Raw genomic sequence first — 14,024 nt, 5'->3', positions numbered from 1 at the left:
TCCCGCGGCCGCCCGGGCCCTCGGCACCGAGCCGCCGTGCTCCTCCGCGAGGCACCGCCTCCCGAGCGGCGTCCCACCCGGGAGCGGCGTCTCGAGCGGCGCGCCCGTCAGCCCGCCGCGCGGCGCAGGGCGTCGTCGACGGAGGAGCGGACGAGGCTGGAGAGGAAGAAGCCCGGCTTCTCGACGCCGATGCCTGCCAGCAGTCCCGCCGCCTGGTCGACGATCGCGGTCGAGAAGGTCGTGGCGGTCGAGACCGCCTCCGCGTAGGCGGCGCGGTCCGACTCCGCCACGGTGACCGGCTCCCCGCCCATCTCGACCACCAGCGCCTGCGCGATCGGCAGCACCGGGCCCGGTGCCGACACGGCGAAGTAGGTCTCGGCGAGGCGCGCCAGGTCGAGGCTGGTGCCGCTGAAGGCCATCGCCGGGTGGACTGCCAGGGGGATGACCCCGGAGGCGAGCGCCGGAGCGAGCACCCCGTAGCCGTGCTCAGGCGCCGTGTGCAGCACCAGCTGGCCGGGCTGCCACGCTCCGGTCGCGGCGAGCCCCGCGACCAGGGCGGCGATCTCGCTCCCGGGGACGGCGACGATCACCAGCTCGCTGCGCTCGACGAGCTCGGGGATCGCGAGCACGGGGACTCCGGGGAGCAGCGCGTCGGCGCGCTCGCGGCCGCTCTCGCTGGTGGTGGCGATACCGATCACGGCGTGGCCGGCCCCGGCGAGCGCGGCACCGAGCACCGGGCCCACGCGTCCGGCACCGATCACGCCGACGCCCAGGCGTCCGTCGCGGCGGTTCTCAGGCATGCGGTTCCCCCTCCGGAGCGGGCCAGTCGGGCAGGGCGGGTGCGGCCGCGCGCCGCCCCCACTGGTGGCTCGCGTCGCGGTCGGCGGCCCGCACTCCGGCCGTCGCGAGGCTCTCGAAGAAGGCGAGTCCGTCGGCCGCGCTCATCACCGGCACGAGCGGAGTGACGGGGCCGGCCACCGTGTGCACGCGCGCCGAGGCCAGCCCGAGCAGGCGCTGGAGCGGTCCCTGCTGGACCCCGACGCTCTGCATCCGCGCCAGGGGCACCACGGCGACCCGCCGCCAGACCGCTCCGCTGCGCAGGATCGCGACCTCGTCCGTCAGCCGGTACCCGGTCCTCCGGAACGAGAAGGGGCGGAGCCACACCGCCGAGCGCGGCGCCCGGGTGAAGCCGGCCGCGTCGCGGTGCCGGAGTGCGTCTCCGACGGGCGTCGACTCCGCTCCCTCAGCCGGTCCGGGCAGCAGGAGGGCGAGGACGCGCTCGACCGCGGCGAGGTCGCCGACGGGCAGGATCGTGGTGTTCGGCTCGCCGTTCGCCCCGCGGGAGGCCGCGTGGCCGGCGCGGTCGATCCGCACCTGCCACCAGCCGAAGGGGCGCCAGAGCAGCGGCTGCGTGATCTCGACGGCGTGGATCCGGCCGGGCGGGATCGTGTCGCTGCTGGTCGAGAGCACGCCGTAGCCGACCCGCACGCCGTCGGGCGTCGCGGCGATCGAGTACCGGAGCGAGCGCACGAACTGGCGGACGTAGTAGCTGCCCGAGCCGATCAGGCCCGGCAGGATCGCGAAGAGCACGTAGGGCGAGCCGTAGACGGCGACGAACACCACGGCGACGACCGAGGCGGCCAGGAACAGCGTGAAGCCGCTGAAGACGAGCGAGCCGAGGAGCCGGCCCGGCGGGATCGAGACGACCGACTCGGGCGGCGTCTCGTCCTGAGGCTCGCCGAACTCCTCCAGCCGCCGCGCCAGGAACCCGCCGGCGGGCGCCGCTCCGTCGACCGTCGCCTCCCGCTCGCGCACCCCGGACGCGAGCCGCAGGATGTCGCGGCGCAAGGCGTCCACCAGCCGCGAGCCGAGGTACGACAGCTGGACGTTCGCGTCCTGCCCGGCCACGCTCACCTCGAGCTTCGCGGCCCCGAACAGCCGCGCGAACAGCGGACGCTGCACCGCGATGCCCTGGATGCGGTCCAGCCGCGCCCGCCGGTTGGTCCGGAAGAGCACGCCGGAGCGCACCTCGACGAGCTCGTCCGTGATGCGGAAGGTGTGCATCCGCCAGGACAGCCAGAACGCGAAGACGGCGACCGCCAGGCCCACCGCGACCGCCAGCAGCGCCCAGCCGACGAGACCGCGGCGCAGCAGCTCGTCGACCGGATCGCCGCTCTCGAACCCCTCCGGCCCGGGCAGGAACAGCTCGACCAGGCGCTCGCGGAGGTTCGTGATCACGATGCCGAGGACGACCAGCAGGCCGATCCCGCCCTTGAGGACCGGGGTCGCGGGGTGCAGGCGGTGCCACTCCCCGTCGGCGAGGTCCGTCTCGACGGCGCGGAGCTCGGTCACAGGCCGGCCCGGCGCGACTCGGCGAGCTCGACCAGGCGGTCGCGGAGCTCCTCCGCGTCCTGCTCGGCCAGGCCCGGGATGCTGACGCCGGTCGCCGCGGCGGCGGTGACGAAGCGGAGGTCGGCGAGGCCGAGCGCCCGGGCGAGCGGCCCGCGGTTGACGTCGATGAGCTGCATCCGCCCGTACGGTACCGACACGAAGCGCTGGAACATGATGCCGCGGCGGAAGAGGAGGTCGTCCTGGCGCAGGAGGTAGCCGTAGGCGCGCGCACGGCGCGGGGCCACGATCAGGAGGGTCACCGCGAGGGCGGCCGCGGCGGCCATCGGGATCCAGCCCCACGGCAGGCCGATCAGCATCAGCACCACGGGCACGGCGAGCAGCAGCACGCTCGACACGACGGCCGACACGATCTCGACCGCGACGTACCGGGGCGAGACGCGGCGCCACTCCCCCGTGATGTCGAGACGGTCCCGCCGGCGTCCCCTCGCGTCGCGGCGGGTCGTCGGCGACGCGTCCTCGGGCTCGGCGGGCATGGCGTCGTCCTCACTGCCCGCGGCGGTCCGGGCGTCGGCGTCAGGCGTGATTCACCTCGCCGACGGCGCTGTCGTCGTCGTCGCTCGGCGGGATGGTGCACAGGTGCTCGGCGACCAGGCCGGCCACCAGCAGGACGAGCGCACCCACGATGGTCGCGACGTCCTGCCACACGGAGCCTAGCGAAGGGATCGCACGGCTCAGCAGGTACACCAGGATGCCGCCGGAGGCTCCGAGCAGCAGAGCACCGACGTGGCTGGACGCCTTCGCCAGCACCACGACGCGCATCGCCCGGAACGGATCGATGGGCCGGCGCAGCGTGCCCTTCGTGGCGCGGTGGATCGGGACGGCGAAGCCGAGCACGAGGGCCGCGACCACGATCAGGGTCAGCGGAACCGTCAGCGGCGGGATGAGCACGGGGCGGCCGGCGGCGGCGATCGCGAGGTCGAGGAGGAACCCCGCGACGGCCCCGGCGAGGCCGAGTCCGAGCAGGGTGCTGATGCGGGTGCGCCTCACGGGGTCCTGCTCTCGGGGTCGGCGGTGCTGCCGCGGGCGGAGTCGCTCCCCGGCCAGGTCAGCCCGGCCGGGTGGTCGGTCACGCGGTCGGTCGCCCGTGCGCGCAGCTCGGCCACGGGTCCGGCCCCGGGAAGGACCGCCGCCGGCTCGACGTCGAGCCACGGCTCGAGCACGAACGCCCGCTCGGCCGCCCGCGGGTGCGGGAGGGTCAGATGCGCGTCGTCGCGGAGCACGCCGCCGACCGCGATCACGTCGATGTCGAGGGTCCGGTCGCCCCAGCGCTCCTCGCCCTCGCCGCGGATCCGGCCGCCGGCCGATTCGATCGCCGCCGTCGCCGCGAGCAGGTCGTCGGGCTCGAGGACGGTCGAGCCGGTCACGACCGCGTTGAGGTACCCGGGCGCGTCCTCGTCGACGCCCTCGGGCTTCCACGCGGGCGACTCCACGACCTTGGACACCGCCTCGATGCGCAGGCCCGGCGTCGTGGCGAGGGCCCGCAGCGCCTCCTCGAGGTGCGCCAGGCGGTCGCCGAGGTTGCTGCCGAGCGCGAGCACGACGTGGCGCACCGGGCGGACGCGCTCCTGCCGCGGCCTCACGAGCGGGTCCTCGTGATCTGCACGGCGACGTCCTCGAACGGCAGCGGGATCGGCGCGTCCGGCTTGTGGACGGTGATGCGGACGACGTCGGCGGCGGCGAAGCCCAGGGCCACCCGGGCGAGGCGCTCGGCCAGGGTCTCGATGAGGTCGACCGGGTCGCGGGTCACCGCGTCGGCCAGGGCGATCGCGAGCTCGCCGTAGTGCACCGTCTCGGCCAGCGCGTCGCCCTCGGCCGCCGGCGCGGTGTCGAGCCAGACCGTCGCGTCGATCACGAAGTCCTGGCCGTTCTCGCGCTCGAAGTCGAAGACGCCGTGGTGCGCGCGCACGCGCAGCCCGGTGAGGGTGATGGAGTCGCGCACGGCCAGGGCGGCGGGGTCGATCGCGGTCACGGGGTCTCCTCCTGGAGTCGGGCGGCGAGGGCCAGGGCGCGGGCGGACGAGCGGACGTCGTGGACCCGGACGCCCCAGGCGCCGTGCCCGGCGGCGACGAGGCTCAGCATGGCGGAGACCTCGTCGCGCTCGGCGGCCGGGGCGCCGGCGGGGGCGAACGGAGCGAGGAACCGCTTGCGCGAATGGCCGACCAGGACCGGGAAGCCCAGCGAGACGATCGCGTCGAGCCCTGCCAGCAGCGCCCAGTCGTGCGCGCCGACCTTCGCGAAGCCGAGGCCGGGGTCGAGCAGGAGGCGGTCGTCCCGGATCCCGGCCTCACGGGCGGCGTCGACGCGGCGCTCGAGCTCGCCGCGGACGTCCGCCACCACGTCGCCGTAGGAGGCGAGAGCGGTCATGCCCGCGCTGTGCCCGCGCCAGTGCATCGCGATGTAGACGGCGCCGCGCTCGGCGACGAGCGGGAGCATCCGCGGATCGGCGAGGCCGCCGGAGACGTCGTTGACGACGACGGCGCCCGCGTCCAGAGCGGCCTCCGCTGTGGCAGCGCTCATCGTGTCGATGCTGACGCGCACCCCCTCCGCGGCGAGGGCGCGGACGACGGGCAGCACGCGGCCCTGCTCGGCGGCGGAGTCGACGCGCGCCGCACCGGGGCGGGTGCTCTCGCCGCCGACGTCGACCAGGTCCGCGCCGAACGCGGCGGGTCCGTCCCCGGCGGGCCGGGTCAGGTCGAGGCCGTGGCGGACGGCGTCGTCGACGGACAGCCAGCGTCCGCCGTCGCTGAACGAGTCCGGAGTGACGTTGAGGATCCCGAGGAGCGCGGCGCGGCCGGTCGGCGTGAGGTCGGCGACGGTGGTGGCCACGTCACTCCCCCCGCGCGGCGCCGATCAGCGCGATGATCTCGGCGCGGGCGGCCGGGTCGGCGAGGGAGCCGCGGGCGGCGACCGTCACGGTCGAGCTCGCGGTCTGGCGCGGCCCGCGCATCCGCACGCAGCCGTGCTCGGCGTCGACCACGACGAGCACTCCCTCGGGAGCGAGGCCCTGCTCGAGCGCGTCGGCGATCTGCTCGGTCATCCGCTCCTGGATCTGCGGTCGCGACGCGACCGTCTCGACCACGCGCGGCAGCCGGCCGAGGCCGACGACCCGCTCGCGCGGCCGGTAGGCGATGTGCGCGACGCCGAGGAACGGCAGGAGGTGGTGCTCGCAGACGGAGCGGAAGGCGAGGTCGCGCACGATCACCGTCTGGTCGAGCGGCGACTCCTGGCCGCCCTCGACCACCGCGAACGTCTCGGTCAGCTGGGCCGCGGCGTCGTCGTCGAACCCGCCGAAGAACTCCTCGTACGCCTCGGCGAACCGCCGCGGCGTGTCGAGGAGTCCCTCGCGGCCCGGGTCGTCCCCGATGGCCGCGAGGATCTCGGCGACGGCCGCCTCGATGCGCGCCTTGTCGACGGGCACGCGCGCGCTACGCCGTCGCGGGGCGCGGGTTGATCAGCGGCGGGCGCTTCGGCGCGACCTCGTCGGCACCGGCGGAGGAGACTCCCCCGTCGGTCGCACCCGAGTCGATCGGCGCCTTGGCGACCGGGACCGCGATGGGCGGCAGGTCGGACAGGGGGCGCTTGTCGCTCGAGAGCCACTGCGGGCGCTCGTCGATGCGGCGGACGTCCTTGAAGATCTCGGCCAGCTGGTCGTGGTCGAGCGTCTCCTTCTCGAGCAGCTCCATCGCGAGGCGGTCGAGGATGTCGCGGTTGTCGTTGATGACCTGCCACGCCTCGTCGTGCGCCTGCTCGATGAGCTGGCGCGTCTCGGCGTCGACCGTCTCGGCGATCTGCTCGGAGTAGTCGCGCTGGTGGCCCATGTCGCGGCCGAGGAACATCTCGCCCGACGACTGGCCGAGCTTGACCGCTCCGACGTTCGCGGACATGCCGTAGTCGGTGACCATCTTGCGGGCGATGGAGGTCGCCTTCTCGATGTCGTTCGACGCTCCGGTCGTGGGGTCGTGGAAGACGATCTCCTCCGCGACGCGGCCGCCCATCGCGTACGTGAGCTGGTCGAGGAGCTCGTTGCGGGTCGTGGAGTACTTGTCCTCCAGCGGGAGCACCATCGTGTAGCCGAGGGCGCGACCGCGCGGCAGGATCGTGACCTTGGTCACGGGGTCGGTGTGGCGCATCGCCGCCGCCGCCAGAGCGTGTCCGCCCTCGTGGTAGGCGGTGATCAGCTTCTCCTTGTCGCGCATGACGCGCGTGCGGCGCTGCGGCCCCGCGATGACGCGGTCGATGGCCTCGTCGAGCGCGCGGTTGTCGATCAGCTGCGCGTTGGAGCGGGCGGTGAGCAGCGCGGCCTCGTTGAGGACGTTGGCCAGGTCGGCGCCGGTGAAGCCCGGGGTCTTCCGGGCGACGACCTCGAGGTCGACTCCGCCGGCGAGCGGCTTGCCGCGGCCGTGGACCTCGAGGATCCGCTTGCGGCCGAGCAGGTCGGGGGCGTCGACGCCGATCTGGCGGTCGAAGCGGCCCGGACGCAGCAGCGCGGGATCGAGGATGTCGGGGCGGTTCGTCGCCGCGATCAGGATGACGTTCGTCTTGACGTCGAAGCCGTCCATCTCGACCAGCAGCTGGTTGAGGGTCTGTTCGCGCTCGTCGTGACCGCCGCCCATGCCGGCGCCGCGGTGGCGGCCGACGGCGTCGATCTCATCGACGAAGATGATGGCCGGCGAGTTCTCCTTCGCCTGCTGGAACAGGTCGCGGACACGGCTCGCGCCGACGCCGACGAACATCTCGACGAAGTCCGATCCGGAGATGGAGTAGAAGGGGACGCCCGCCTCGCCCGCGACCGCGCGCGCCAGCAGGGTCTTGCCGGTGCCGGGAGGGCCGTAGAGCAGGACGCCCTTCGGGATGCGGGCGCCGACGGCCTGGAACTTCGCGGGCTCCTTGAGGAACTCCTTGATCTCGTGCAGCTCCTCGATCGCCTCGTCGGCGCCGGCGACATCGCCGAACGTGACCTTGGGCGACTCCTTCGAGACGAGCTTCGCCTTCGACTTGCCGAACTGCATGACGCGGTTGCCGCCGCCCTGCATGCCCGAGAGCATCAGCCAGAAGAACGCGCCGATCAGCAGGATGGGGAGCAGGAAACCGAGAGCCGAGAGGAACCAGTTGGTCTGCGGGACCTCGTCGTTGTAGCCGGTGCTGCCGAGATCGGCCGCGGACACCGCGTCGACGACCTCCGCGCCGCGAGGGGCCACGTAGTAGAACTGCACCTGCGTGCCGTTGTCGCCGTCGGCCTGCTTGAGCGTGAGATCGACGCGCTGCTCGCCGTCCACGATCTTCGCCGAGTCGACCTTGCCGTCCTTCAGGAGGTCGAGACCCTCCTGCGTCGTGACCGGCCGGAAGCCGGACATGGTGATCAGCGAGGAGCCGATCCACACCGCGACGATCGCCAGGACGACGTAGAGGATGGGACCCCGGAAGATGCGCTTCACGTTCATGCTTGTTGCGGGTGCGACACCCGGCGCCTTTCTGACGAGGAGATTGTGCCTGCCAGGCTACCTCCCGCACTCTGAGCGCCGCCCACGCGTTCGCCGTGGGCCGAACGGCCGCGGGCTGTGTGGTCTGGCGGGGATGCGGCGGGCCGCATCCCCGCGCGCGGTCGGCTTCGCGAGATGGTGCGTTCCGCAGAGCGGGGTGCGTCGGACTGCCGGGAAACGCTGGCACGCGTTTCCCGGTCCGCGTCCTCTGCCTTGCGGGTGGAGGTCGCGGGGATCGGCGCTTCGGCGGTGGGGACGCGCCGTGAGAGCGCAGGAGTTGTCGCACTCGAGCTCGACAGCGACGACTACTGCGGTCTCGGGAGGGCGAGGGTGTCCGGGCGGGGCGTGCCGCGACGAGGGGCAGCAGGCGCGGACGGACGGACGGGCCCGCCCGGCCCGGGTCAGGCCGACTCGAGGAGGGGCTCCGGGTCGCGGAGGGCGGGCACGAGGCCGCGGCGGCGGCGGGCGGCGGCCAGCACGGTCACGGCGAGCGCCCCGACCAGCCAGAGCACGAGCACCAGGACCGCGTGCGCGACTCCGATGCTGCCGCCGGCGATCAGCGAGCGGAACGCCTCCACCGTCCAGGTCAGCGGCAGCACCCCGTGGATCGCCTGGAAGAAGGCGGGCGCGGTCTCGACCGGGTAGGTGCCTCCGGCCGAGGACAGCTGCAGCACGATCATCAGCAGCGCCAGGAATCGGCCCGGGGCGTCCAGCAGCGCGATCAGCGCCTGGTTGATCGCCACGAAGGTGAGGCTCGTGAGCACGGCGATCCCGATCAGCCCGGGCAGGTTCGACGCCTCGACGCCCACTCCGAAGCGGATGACGAGCGCGGCCAGGACGCCCTGGGCGACCGCCATCAGCGCGCCGGGCAGGTAGCTGCGCAGTGCGATGACCCAGGCGGGACGGCGCGCGGCGAGGAGGCGGGAGCTGAGCGGGGCGCTCATCAGGTAGAAGGCCAGCGCGCCGACCCAGAGCGCGAGGGCCATGAAGTAGGGGGCGAGGCCGTAGCCGTAGGACGGCACGCGGTTCATCCGCTCGGCGTCGATCCCGACCGGGGCGGCCGCGACGGTGCTGAGCTCCTGCGCCTGCTCGCCGGTGTAGGTGGGCACGTCGTCCGCGCCGTCCGAGAGCTTCGTGTCGAGGGTGCGCGATCCGGAGGCGAGGGAGTCGATCCCGTCGGCGAGGTCCTGCGAACCGGTGGCCGCGTCGGCCGAGCCGGTCGCGGCGGTCTCGGCGCCGTCCGCGAGGTCCGACGCGCCCGTCGCGAGGGCGGCCGTCCCGGAGGCGAGGTCGGAGGCGCCGGCGGCCGCGGAGGCGATCCCGCTGGTGAGCGGGCCGACCGCGCCGGAGAGGGTGTCCACTCCGCCGGCGACCTGGGCGGCTCCGCCGTCGAGGGTCGCGGCTCCCTGGGCGAGGGCCTGCGCACCGGTCTGCAGCTTCTGGGCGCCGTCGGCGGCGGAGGTCGCCCCGGTGGACAGAGCGGCGGTGCCGGTCGCGAGGTCGGCGGCTCCGCTCGAGACCGTGGCGGCACCGGCGGCGAGCGCCGTCAGTCCGCTGCCGTCGTCGCCGACGAGCGCGGTCGCACCGGAGGCGAGCGTCTGCGCGCCCGCGTCCGCCGAGGCGGCTCCGCCCGCGAGGGCGGCCGCACCCTCCTCGAGGGCGGTCAGCTCGGCCACGCGCTGGGCGTCGGACAGCGAGTCGTACCGAGAGAGCAGGGAGGCGAGGCCGGAGTCGACTCCGGTCGCTCCGGTGGCGAGTTGCGGAGTGGCGGTCGCGAGCGCTCCCGCGCCGGTCGCGAGCTGCTGGGCTCCTGCGAGGGCCTTCCCCGCTCCGTCGGAGAGGGAGGCGGACCCGGTGGCCAGCGCCGCGGCGCCGGACGCCGCCGAGGCCGCGCCGTCCTTCAGGGTCGACGACCCCGCGACGAGGTCGGCGGCGCCCGAGGCGAGCGACGCCGCTCCGCCGTCGAGCTGCTGGGCGCCGTCGGCGACCGTGCGGGCTCCCGTGTCGAGCGCCGCCGCCTGGTCGGGCAGCTGACCGGTCCCGCTCGCGATCCGCTGGAGTCCCGACGAGAGGTCGGACGCTCCGGAGGCCGCGCTCCCCGCGCCCGAGCGGAGGGAGTCGGCGCCGGTCGCCAGCTGCGCGGTGCCGTCCTGCAGCTGCGCGAGCCCGACGACCAGCTCGGAGGAGCCGGACGCGGCGGTCCCGGCGCCGTCCGCCAGCTGAGCGGCGCCGTCGGCCGCCTGCTCGAGGCTCGAGTGCACGTCGGTGAAGCCGAGGTAGACGTTCTCGAGGTAGGTCGCGCCGACCTTCTCCTCCAGCGTCTTCGTCACGGTGGTGCCGATAGTGGAGGCGATGTTGCCGACGATCAGGTTGGCCGCGTCGTTCGTCTCGATCGACAGCTTCGCCTGCACGGCCGCGGCGGGGTCGTCGCCGCCGACGGAGGCGACGTCGGCCGAGAAGCCGGCCGGCACCGTCAGCACGGCGAGGACGTCGCCGGAGGCGAGCTCGCGGGACGCCTCGTCGGCACCGGTCGCCGTCCAGGCGAAGTCCGAGCCGGAGGTGTCGGTGGTGAGCTGCTCGGTCAGGTCGTCGCCGAGGGCGAGCGCGGAGCCGTCCGAGGCGGTCGCGCCGGTGTCCTCGTTGACGATCGCGGCGGGCACCGTGTCGAGGTGGTGCGTGGGATCGAGGTTGGCCGAGGTCAGCAGTCCCGCGTAGATCAGCGGGATGAGCGCGATCGCGGCGAAGACGACGACGAGGCGCGGGTTCACGGCGCGCAGGGCGCGGCGGAGCGGGGAGGTGGTCATGGTCCTTCTACTTCGTGGAGTGCAGGGCGGCGAGCCGCGGCGAGGCGACTCCGGTGACGAGGAGCTCGGCGATGTCGGCGGAGGCCGAGGCCGCGGGACGGCGGGCGTCGCCGTCGAGGAGCCAGCCGACGACAAGCCAGGTGGTGCCGGCGGCGAGGAGGACGGCGAAGCGCTCGACGCGGGCATGGTCGCCGCCGCCCGATCCGCGCTCGGCGAGGGGCGAGAAGGCGAGGAGCCGCTGCGCGAGGAACGCGACGACCGACTCCTGCACGGCGCGGGCCGTGCCTCCGCTCAGCACGCGGCGGTAGAAGTCGGCGTGCACGAGCAGGCCCTCGAGGAGCCCGCGGACGATGCGGGGGACCGCGCCCTCCCAGTCGGCGGGGGCGGTGCCGGGAGCGACGTCGCCGAACAGCGCGTGCATCCGCTCCACCGCGGCGGCCTCGATCAGGGACGGCACATCGCCGAAGTGCTGGTAGAACGTGGGGCGGCTGACGCCCGCGGCGCCGCAGAGCTCCGTGATGGAGGGCTGGTCGTCGCCCGGGCGGTCGAGGGCACTCGTGATCGCGGTGAGCAGGAGCTCGCGCGAGCGGGTGAGCCGCGGATCGGTCACGGGGTCCTTCTTCCCGGCGCGAGGAGCGCCTTCTTTACGTCCGTCAGATAACTTACAACCGTAAAGAAGAGCGCGCAAGCATCAGGAGGAGGGCGGCTCCGGGAGCAGCGTCGCGATGGCGGACGTATCGACGATCACCGAGTCGTGCGGAGTCAGTCCCGGGCTCCGCGGCGTCGGCACCGGCAGGCGCACGAGCAGGGCGCCCGGATCCACGCCGAAGCGCCCGGAGCGGGTGCGGCCGACCGGATCGCCGTCCAGCTCGGCGAGCACCGGCTGGTCGAGCTCGAACGAGAACTCGCGGCCGGGCCACTGCCGGAGGGAGGCGAGCCCGTTGCGGTTGCCGGTCGCGACATCCAGCGCGAGGCCGAAGCGCCGACGCAGCAGCACCAGCTCCAGGTCGCCGTCGTCGAGCACCGCGCCCGCGGCCAGCTCGATGTTCGCCACCACGGAGCTGCAGTTGCAGGCCAGCACCATGAAGCAGCGCTGCGGAGGCTCCTCCGCGCCGTCGATCGTGAGGGTCACCTCGAATCCGGCCTTGAACATCGCCGGCGCCCCCGCCGCGAAGTAGGCGCCCCAGCCCACCCGCTTCTTCAGCTCCTCGTCCGTCTTGTCCATGATCTCGGCGTCCAGGCCCACCCCGCCCATCACCATGAACACCCGCTCCTCGCCGTCGTCGAACGCGGCCGTGCCCACGTCGATGGCGCGGTCCTGCCCGAGCAGGGCGATCTCGACCGCCTCGGGCAGCGAGGCGAGCGGGATCCCGAGGTTCCGCGCGAGGAGGTTGCCCGTGCCGCTGGGCAGCAGGCCGTAGGGGACGCCGGTGCCGCGCAGCACCGTGGCGACGGCGCGGACGGTGCCGTCGCCGCCCATCGAGCAGACCAGGTCCGGGCCCGCCTCGAGCGCGGCGCGGGCCGCGGCGGCACCGGAGTCGCCCGGGCTGGTCTCGAACCAGAGCGGCTCGTTCCAGCCGTGGCGGCGCGCGATCGTCGCGACCAGGTCCTCCGCGGCGCCGACGTCGTCGAACTTGCTCGGGTTGATCACGACGGCGACGGTGCGCTTCTCGGGTGCCTTCACCCCGTCAGTCTGACGGCACCGGCGACCGGTCCAGTCGCGCTGACGCCTCCAGCGCGAGCACGGCGCCGATCTCGGCCGAGAGCGTGGCGGGCAGCGACGGAGGCGCGTCCCACCGGGGCCCGGCCAGCAGCACGCCGCGGCGGACGCTCGAGCTCTGCAGCGCGGCGACGCTGCCGGTGACGAAACCGCGGACGCGAGCCGCCACCGCGGGCGCGACTCCGCTCGTCGTGGCGAGGTCGACGAGGTGCCGGTAGGCGATGCCGCCGAACAGGGCGCCGTCCCCCGAGCCCTGGTCGACGAAGACGCCATCGGGGGCGAGCCGGTCCAGCAGGTCCTCGGCCGTGCGGGAGGCGTGGGCGACCAGGCGGGGGTCGGGCCGCAGGCGGTGCAGGGCGAGCGCCGCGCCGATGTAGACGGCGTGGTTGTAGCTGAAGGCCCAGTCGTCGCGCGCGGAGCCGCCCTCGCGGCCGATGCCGTCGGCGACGAAGCCGGTGTCGTCGTCGCGGAGGCGCACGTGCATCCAGTCGAGGGCGGCGCGCGAGAGCTCCTCCCGGCCGTCCGGTCGCAGCCGCTCCAGGCGCGCGCCGAGGATCGCGAACGGGCCGTTCGCGGGCGCGTTCTTGTAGTCCAGCTGCCGGCGGCGCCAGGCGAGGCTCGCCCCGTGGCGGAGGTTCCAGCCCTTCGCGACGGCGAAGCGCCACAGGCGGTCGGCCCGGTCGAGGAACCGCGGGTCGCCGGAGGCCTCCCCGAGGCGGGCGAGCGCGCCGCCGAGCCACATCATGTCGTCGAAGTAGCCGTTGACCAGGCGCCCGCCGTTGCGGAGGCGGATCGCCCGGTGGATCCGCCGGGCACGCTCCAGGTGCGCCTCGTCGCCCGTGCGCTCGAAGGCGTCGACGGCCGCGTCGATCGCGTGCGCAAGCCACCAGTAGTTGAACTCGAGGTCGGCCCGCAGCGAGGTCGGGTAGCTCATGTGGTAGCCCAGCAGGGGCACCGCGAAGAGCCGCTCGAGGCTCTCCTGCGCGGTGTCCGCGGCGCTACTCGTAGACGTGCGGGGCGAGGACGGCGACATCGCGGAGGTTGCGGTAGCGCTCGGCGTAGTCGAGCCCGTAGCCGATCACGAACTCGTTCGGGATGTCGAAGCCGACGTAGGCCACGTCGACCTCGACCTTGGCGGCCGCGGGCTTGCGGAACAGCGCGCAGATCTCGACGGACTCGGCGCCGCGGCTGCGGAGGTTGCCCTGCAGCCACGAGAGCGTGAGGCCGGAGTCGATGATGTCCTCGACGATCAGCACCTTGCGGTTCGTGATGTCGGAGTCGAGGTCCTTCAGGATCCGCACGACGCCGGAGGACTTGGTGCCGCTCCCGTAGGACGAGACGGCCATCCAGTCCATGACGATGTCGAGCTTGAGCTCGCGGGCCAGATCGGCCATCACCATCACGGCGCCGCGCAGCACCCCGACGATGAGCAGGTTCTCGCCCGCGTAGTCGCGCTCGATGGCGCGGGCCAGGGCGCGGATCCGCTCGTGGATCTCGGCCTCGGTGTAGAGGACCTCGGTGATGTCGTCGGCGATGTCGGCTGCTTCCACCCGGCCACTCTACGGGTGACCGGCCCCCGTCTCCCCTCCGCGAATTTCCGCTCCGGTA

At 74.0% G+C, this 14,024-nt stretch carries 14 protein-coding genes; all 14 read right to left on the bottom strand.

Features of this window, described 5'->3' with window-relative positions:
- Positions 1-107 precede the first annotated feature (107 nt).
- Entirely contained in the window at positions 108-800 is a 693-nt protein-coding gene (locus tag C5C30_RS05015) for a Rossmann-like and DUF2520 domain-containing protein (protein ID WP_104224097.1), read from the bottom strand.
- Positions 793-2,352 (bottom strand): PH domain-containing protein, encoded by a 1,560-nt coding sequence (locus C5C30_RS05010; RefSeq protein WP_104238409.1) that lies wholly within the window; start codon positions 2,350-2,352, stop codon positions 793-795. Before C5C30_RS05010 ends, C5C30_RS05015 begins: the two co-directional genes overlap by 8 nt.
- A complete protein-coding gene (locus C5C30_RS05005; RefSeq protein WP_104238408.1) occupies positions 2,349-2,885 on the bottom strand; it encodes a PH domain-containing protein in 537 nt (178 codons plus the stop codon). The genes C5C30_RS05010 and C5C30_RS05005 overlap by 4 nt, the downstream gene beginning before the upstream one ends.
- 40 nt (positions 2,886-2,925) lie before the next feature.
- Positions 2,926-3,399 carry a DUF3180 domain-containing protein gene (locus C5C30_RS05000; protein WP_104238407.1) on the bottom strand — a complete coding sequence of 158 codons (474 nt, stop codon included), beginning with the start codon at positions 3,397-3,399 and terminating at the stop codon, positions 2,926-2,928.
- Positions 3,396-3,992, bottom strand: a complete 597-nt coding sequence (gene folK / locus C5C30_RS04995) for a 2-amino-4-hydroxy-6-hydroxymethyldihydropteridine diphosphokinase (protein ID WP_104333286.1) — start codon at positions 3,990-3,992, stop codon at positions 3,396-3,398. Before folK ends, C5C30_RS05000 begins: the two co-directional genes overlap by 4 nt.
- Positions 3,989-4,381 (bottom strand): dihydroneopterin aldolase, encoded by a 393-nt coding sequence (folB, locus tag C5C30_RS04990; RefSeq protein WP_104347803.1) that lies wholly within the window; start codon positions 4,379-4,381, stop codon positions 3,989-3,991. Before folB ends, folK begins: the two co-directional genes overlap by 4 nt.
- Positions 4,378-5,238 carry a dihydropteroate synthase gene (gene folP, locus C5C30_RS04985; RefSeq protein WP_104238405.1) on the bottom strand — a complete coding sequence of 287 codons (861 nt, stop codon included), beginning with the start codon at positions 5,236-5,238 and terminating at the stop codon, positions 4,378-4,380. The genes folB and folP overlap by 4 nt, the downstream gene beginning before the upstream one ends.
- Before the next feature lies 1 nt (position 5,239).
- Complete coding sequence (folE, locus tag C5C30_RS04980; RefSeq protein ID WP_104224103.1) at positions 5,240-5,830, bottom strand: GTP cyclohydrolase I FolE; 591 nt, start codon at positions 5,828-5,830, stop codon at positions 5,240-5,242.
- A gap of 7 nt (positions 5,831-5,837) precedes the next feature.
- Positions 5,838-7,853, bottom strand: coding sequence for an ATP-dependent zinc metalloprotease FtsH (ftsH, locus tag C5C30_RS04975; RefSeq protein ID WP_104224104.1), 2,016 nt, complete (start codon positions 7,851-7,853; stop codon positions 5,838-5,840).
- A 440-nt stretch (positions 7,854-8,293) separates the two neighbouring features.
- Entirely contained in the window at positions 8,294-10,696 is a 2,403-nt protein-coding gene (locus tag C5C30_RS04970; RefSeq protein WP_181131455.1) for a YhgE/Pip domain-containing protein, read from the bottom strand.
- A 7-nt stretch (positions 10,697-10,703) separates the two neighbouring features.
- Positions 10,704-11,306 carry a TetR/AcrR family transcriptional regulator gene (locus C5C30_RS17565; RefSeq protein WP_104224106.1) on the bottom strand — a complete coding sequence of 201 codons (603 nt, stop codon included), beginning with the start codon at positions 11,304-11,306 and terminating at the stop codon, positions 10,704-10,706.
- A gap of 81 nt (positions 11,307-11,387) precedes the next feature.
- A complete protein-coding gene (locus tag C5C30_RS04965; protein WP_104297269.1) occupies positions 11,388-12,380 on the bottom strand; it encodes a diacylglycerol kinase family protein in 993 nt (330 codons plus the stop codon).
- A gap of 4 nt (positions 12,381-12,384) precedes the next feature.
- Positions 12,385-13,449: a glycoside hydrolase family 76 protein gene (locus C5C30_RS04960; protein WP_104297268.1), complete on the bottom strand. Its 1,065-nt coding sequence runs from the start codon at positions 13,447-13,449 to the stop codon at positions 12,385-12,387.
- Positions 13,415-13,966 (bottom strand): hypoxanthine phosphoribosyltransferase, encoded by a 552-nt coding sequence (gene hpt, locus C5C30_RS04955; protein ID WP_104238400.1) that lies wholly within the window; start codon positions 13,964-13,966, stop codon positions 13,415-13,417. The genes C5C30_RS04960 and hpt overlap by 35 nt, the downstream gene beginning before the upstream one ends.
- Positions 13,967-14,024 lie beyond the last annotated feature (58 nt).

The sequence above is a fragment of the Rathayibacter sp. AY2B5 genome, assembly GCF_002931645.1.
Classification (GTDB): domain Bacteria; phylum Actinomycetota; class Actinomycetes; order Actinomycetales; family Microbacteriaceae; genus Rathayibacter.
Note: the sequence above shows the minus strand (reverse complement) of the source record. Positions and strands in the feature narration are given on the sequence as shown.

Coding starts and splice junctions, on each gene's coding strand:
- C5C30_RS05015 (WP_104224097.1), bottom strand. CDS start 800: ATGCCTGAGAACCGCCGCGACGGACGCCTGGGCGTCGGCGTGATCGGT.
- C5C30_RS05005 (WP_104238408.1), bottom strand. CDS start 2,885: ATGCCCGCCGAGCCCGAGGACGCGTCGCCGACGACCCGCCGCGACGCG.
- ftsH (WP_104224104.1), bottom strand. CDS start 7,853: ATGAACGTGAAGCGCATCTTCCGGGGTCCCATCCTCTACGTCGTCCTG.
- C5C30_RS04970 (WP_181131455.1), bottom strand. CDS start 10,696: ATGACCACCTCCCCGCTCCGCCGCGCCCTGCGCGCCGTGAACCCGCGC.
- C5C30_RS04960 (WP_104297268.1), bottom strand. CDS start 13,449: ATGTCGCCGTCCTCGCCCCGCACGTCTACGAGTAGCGCCGCGGACACC.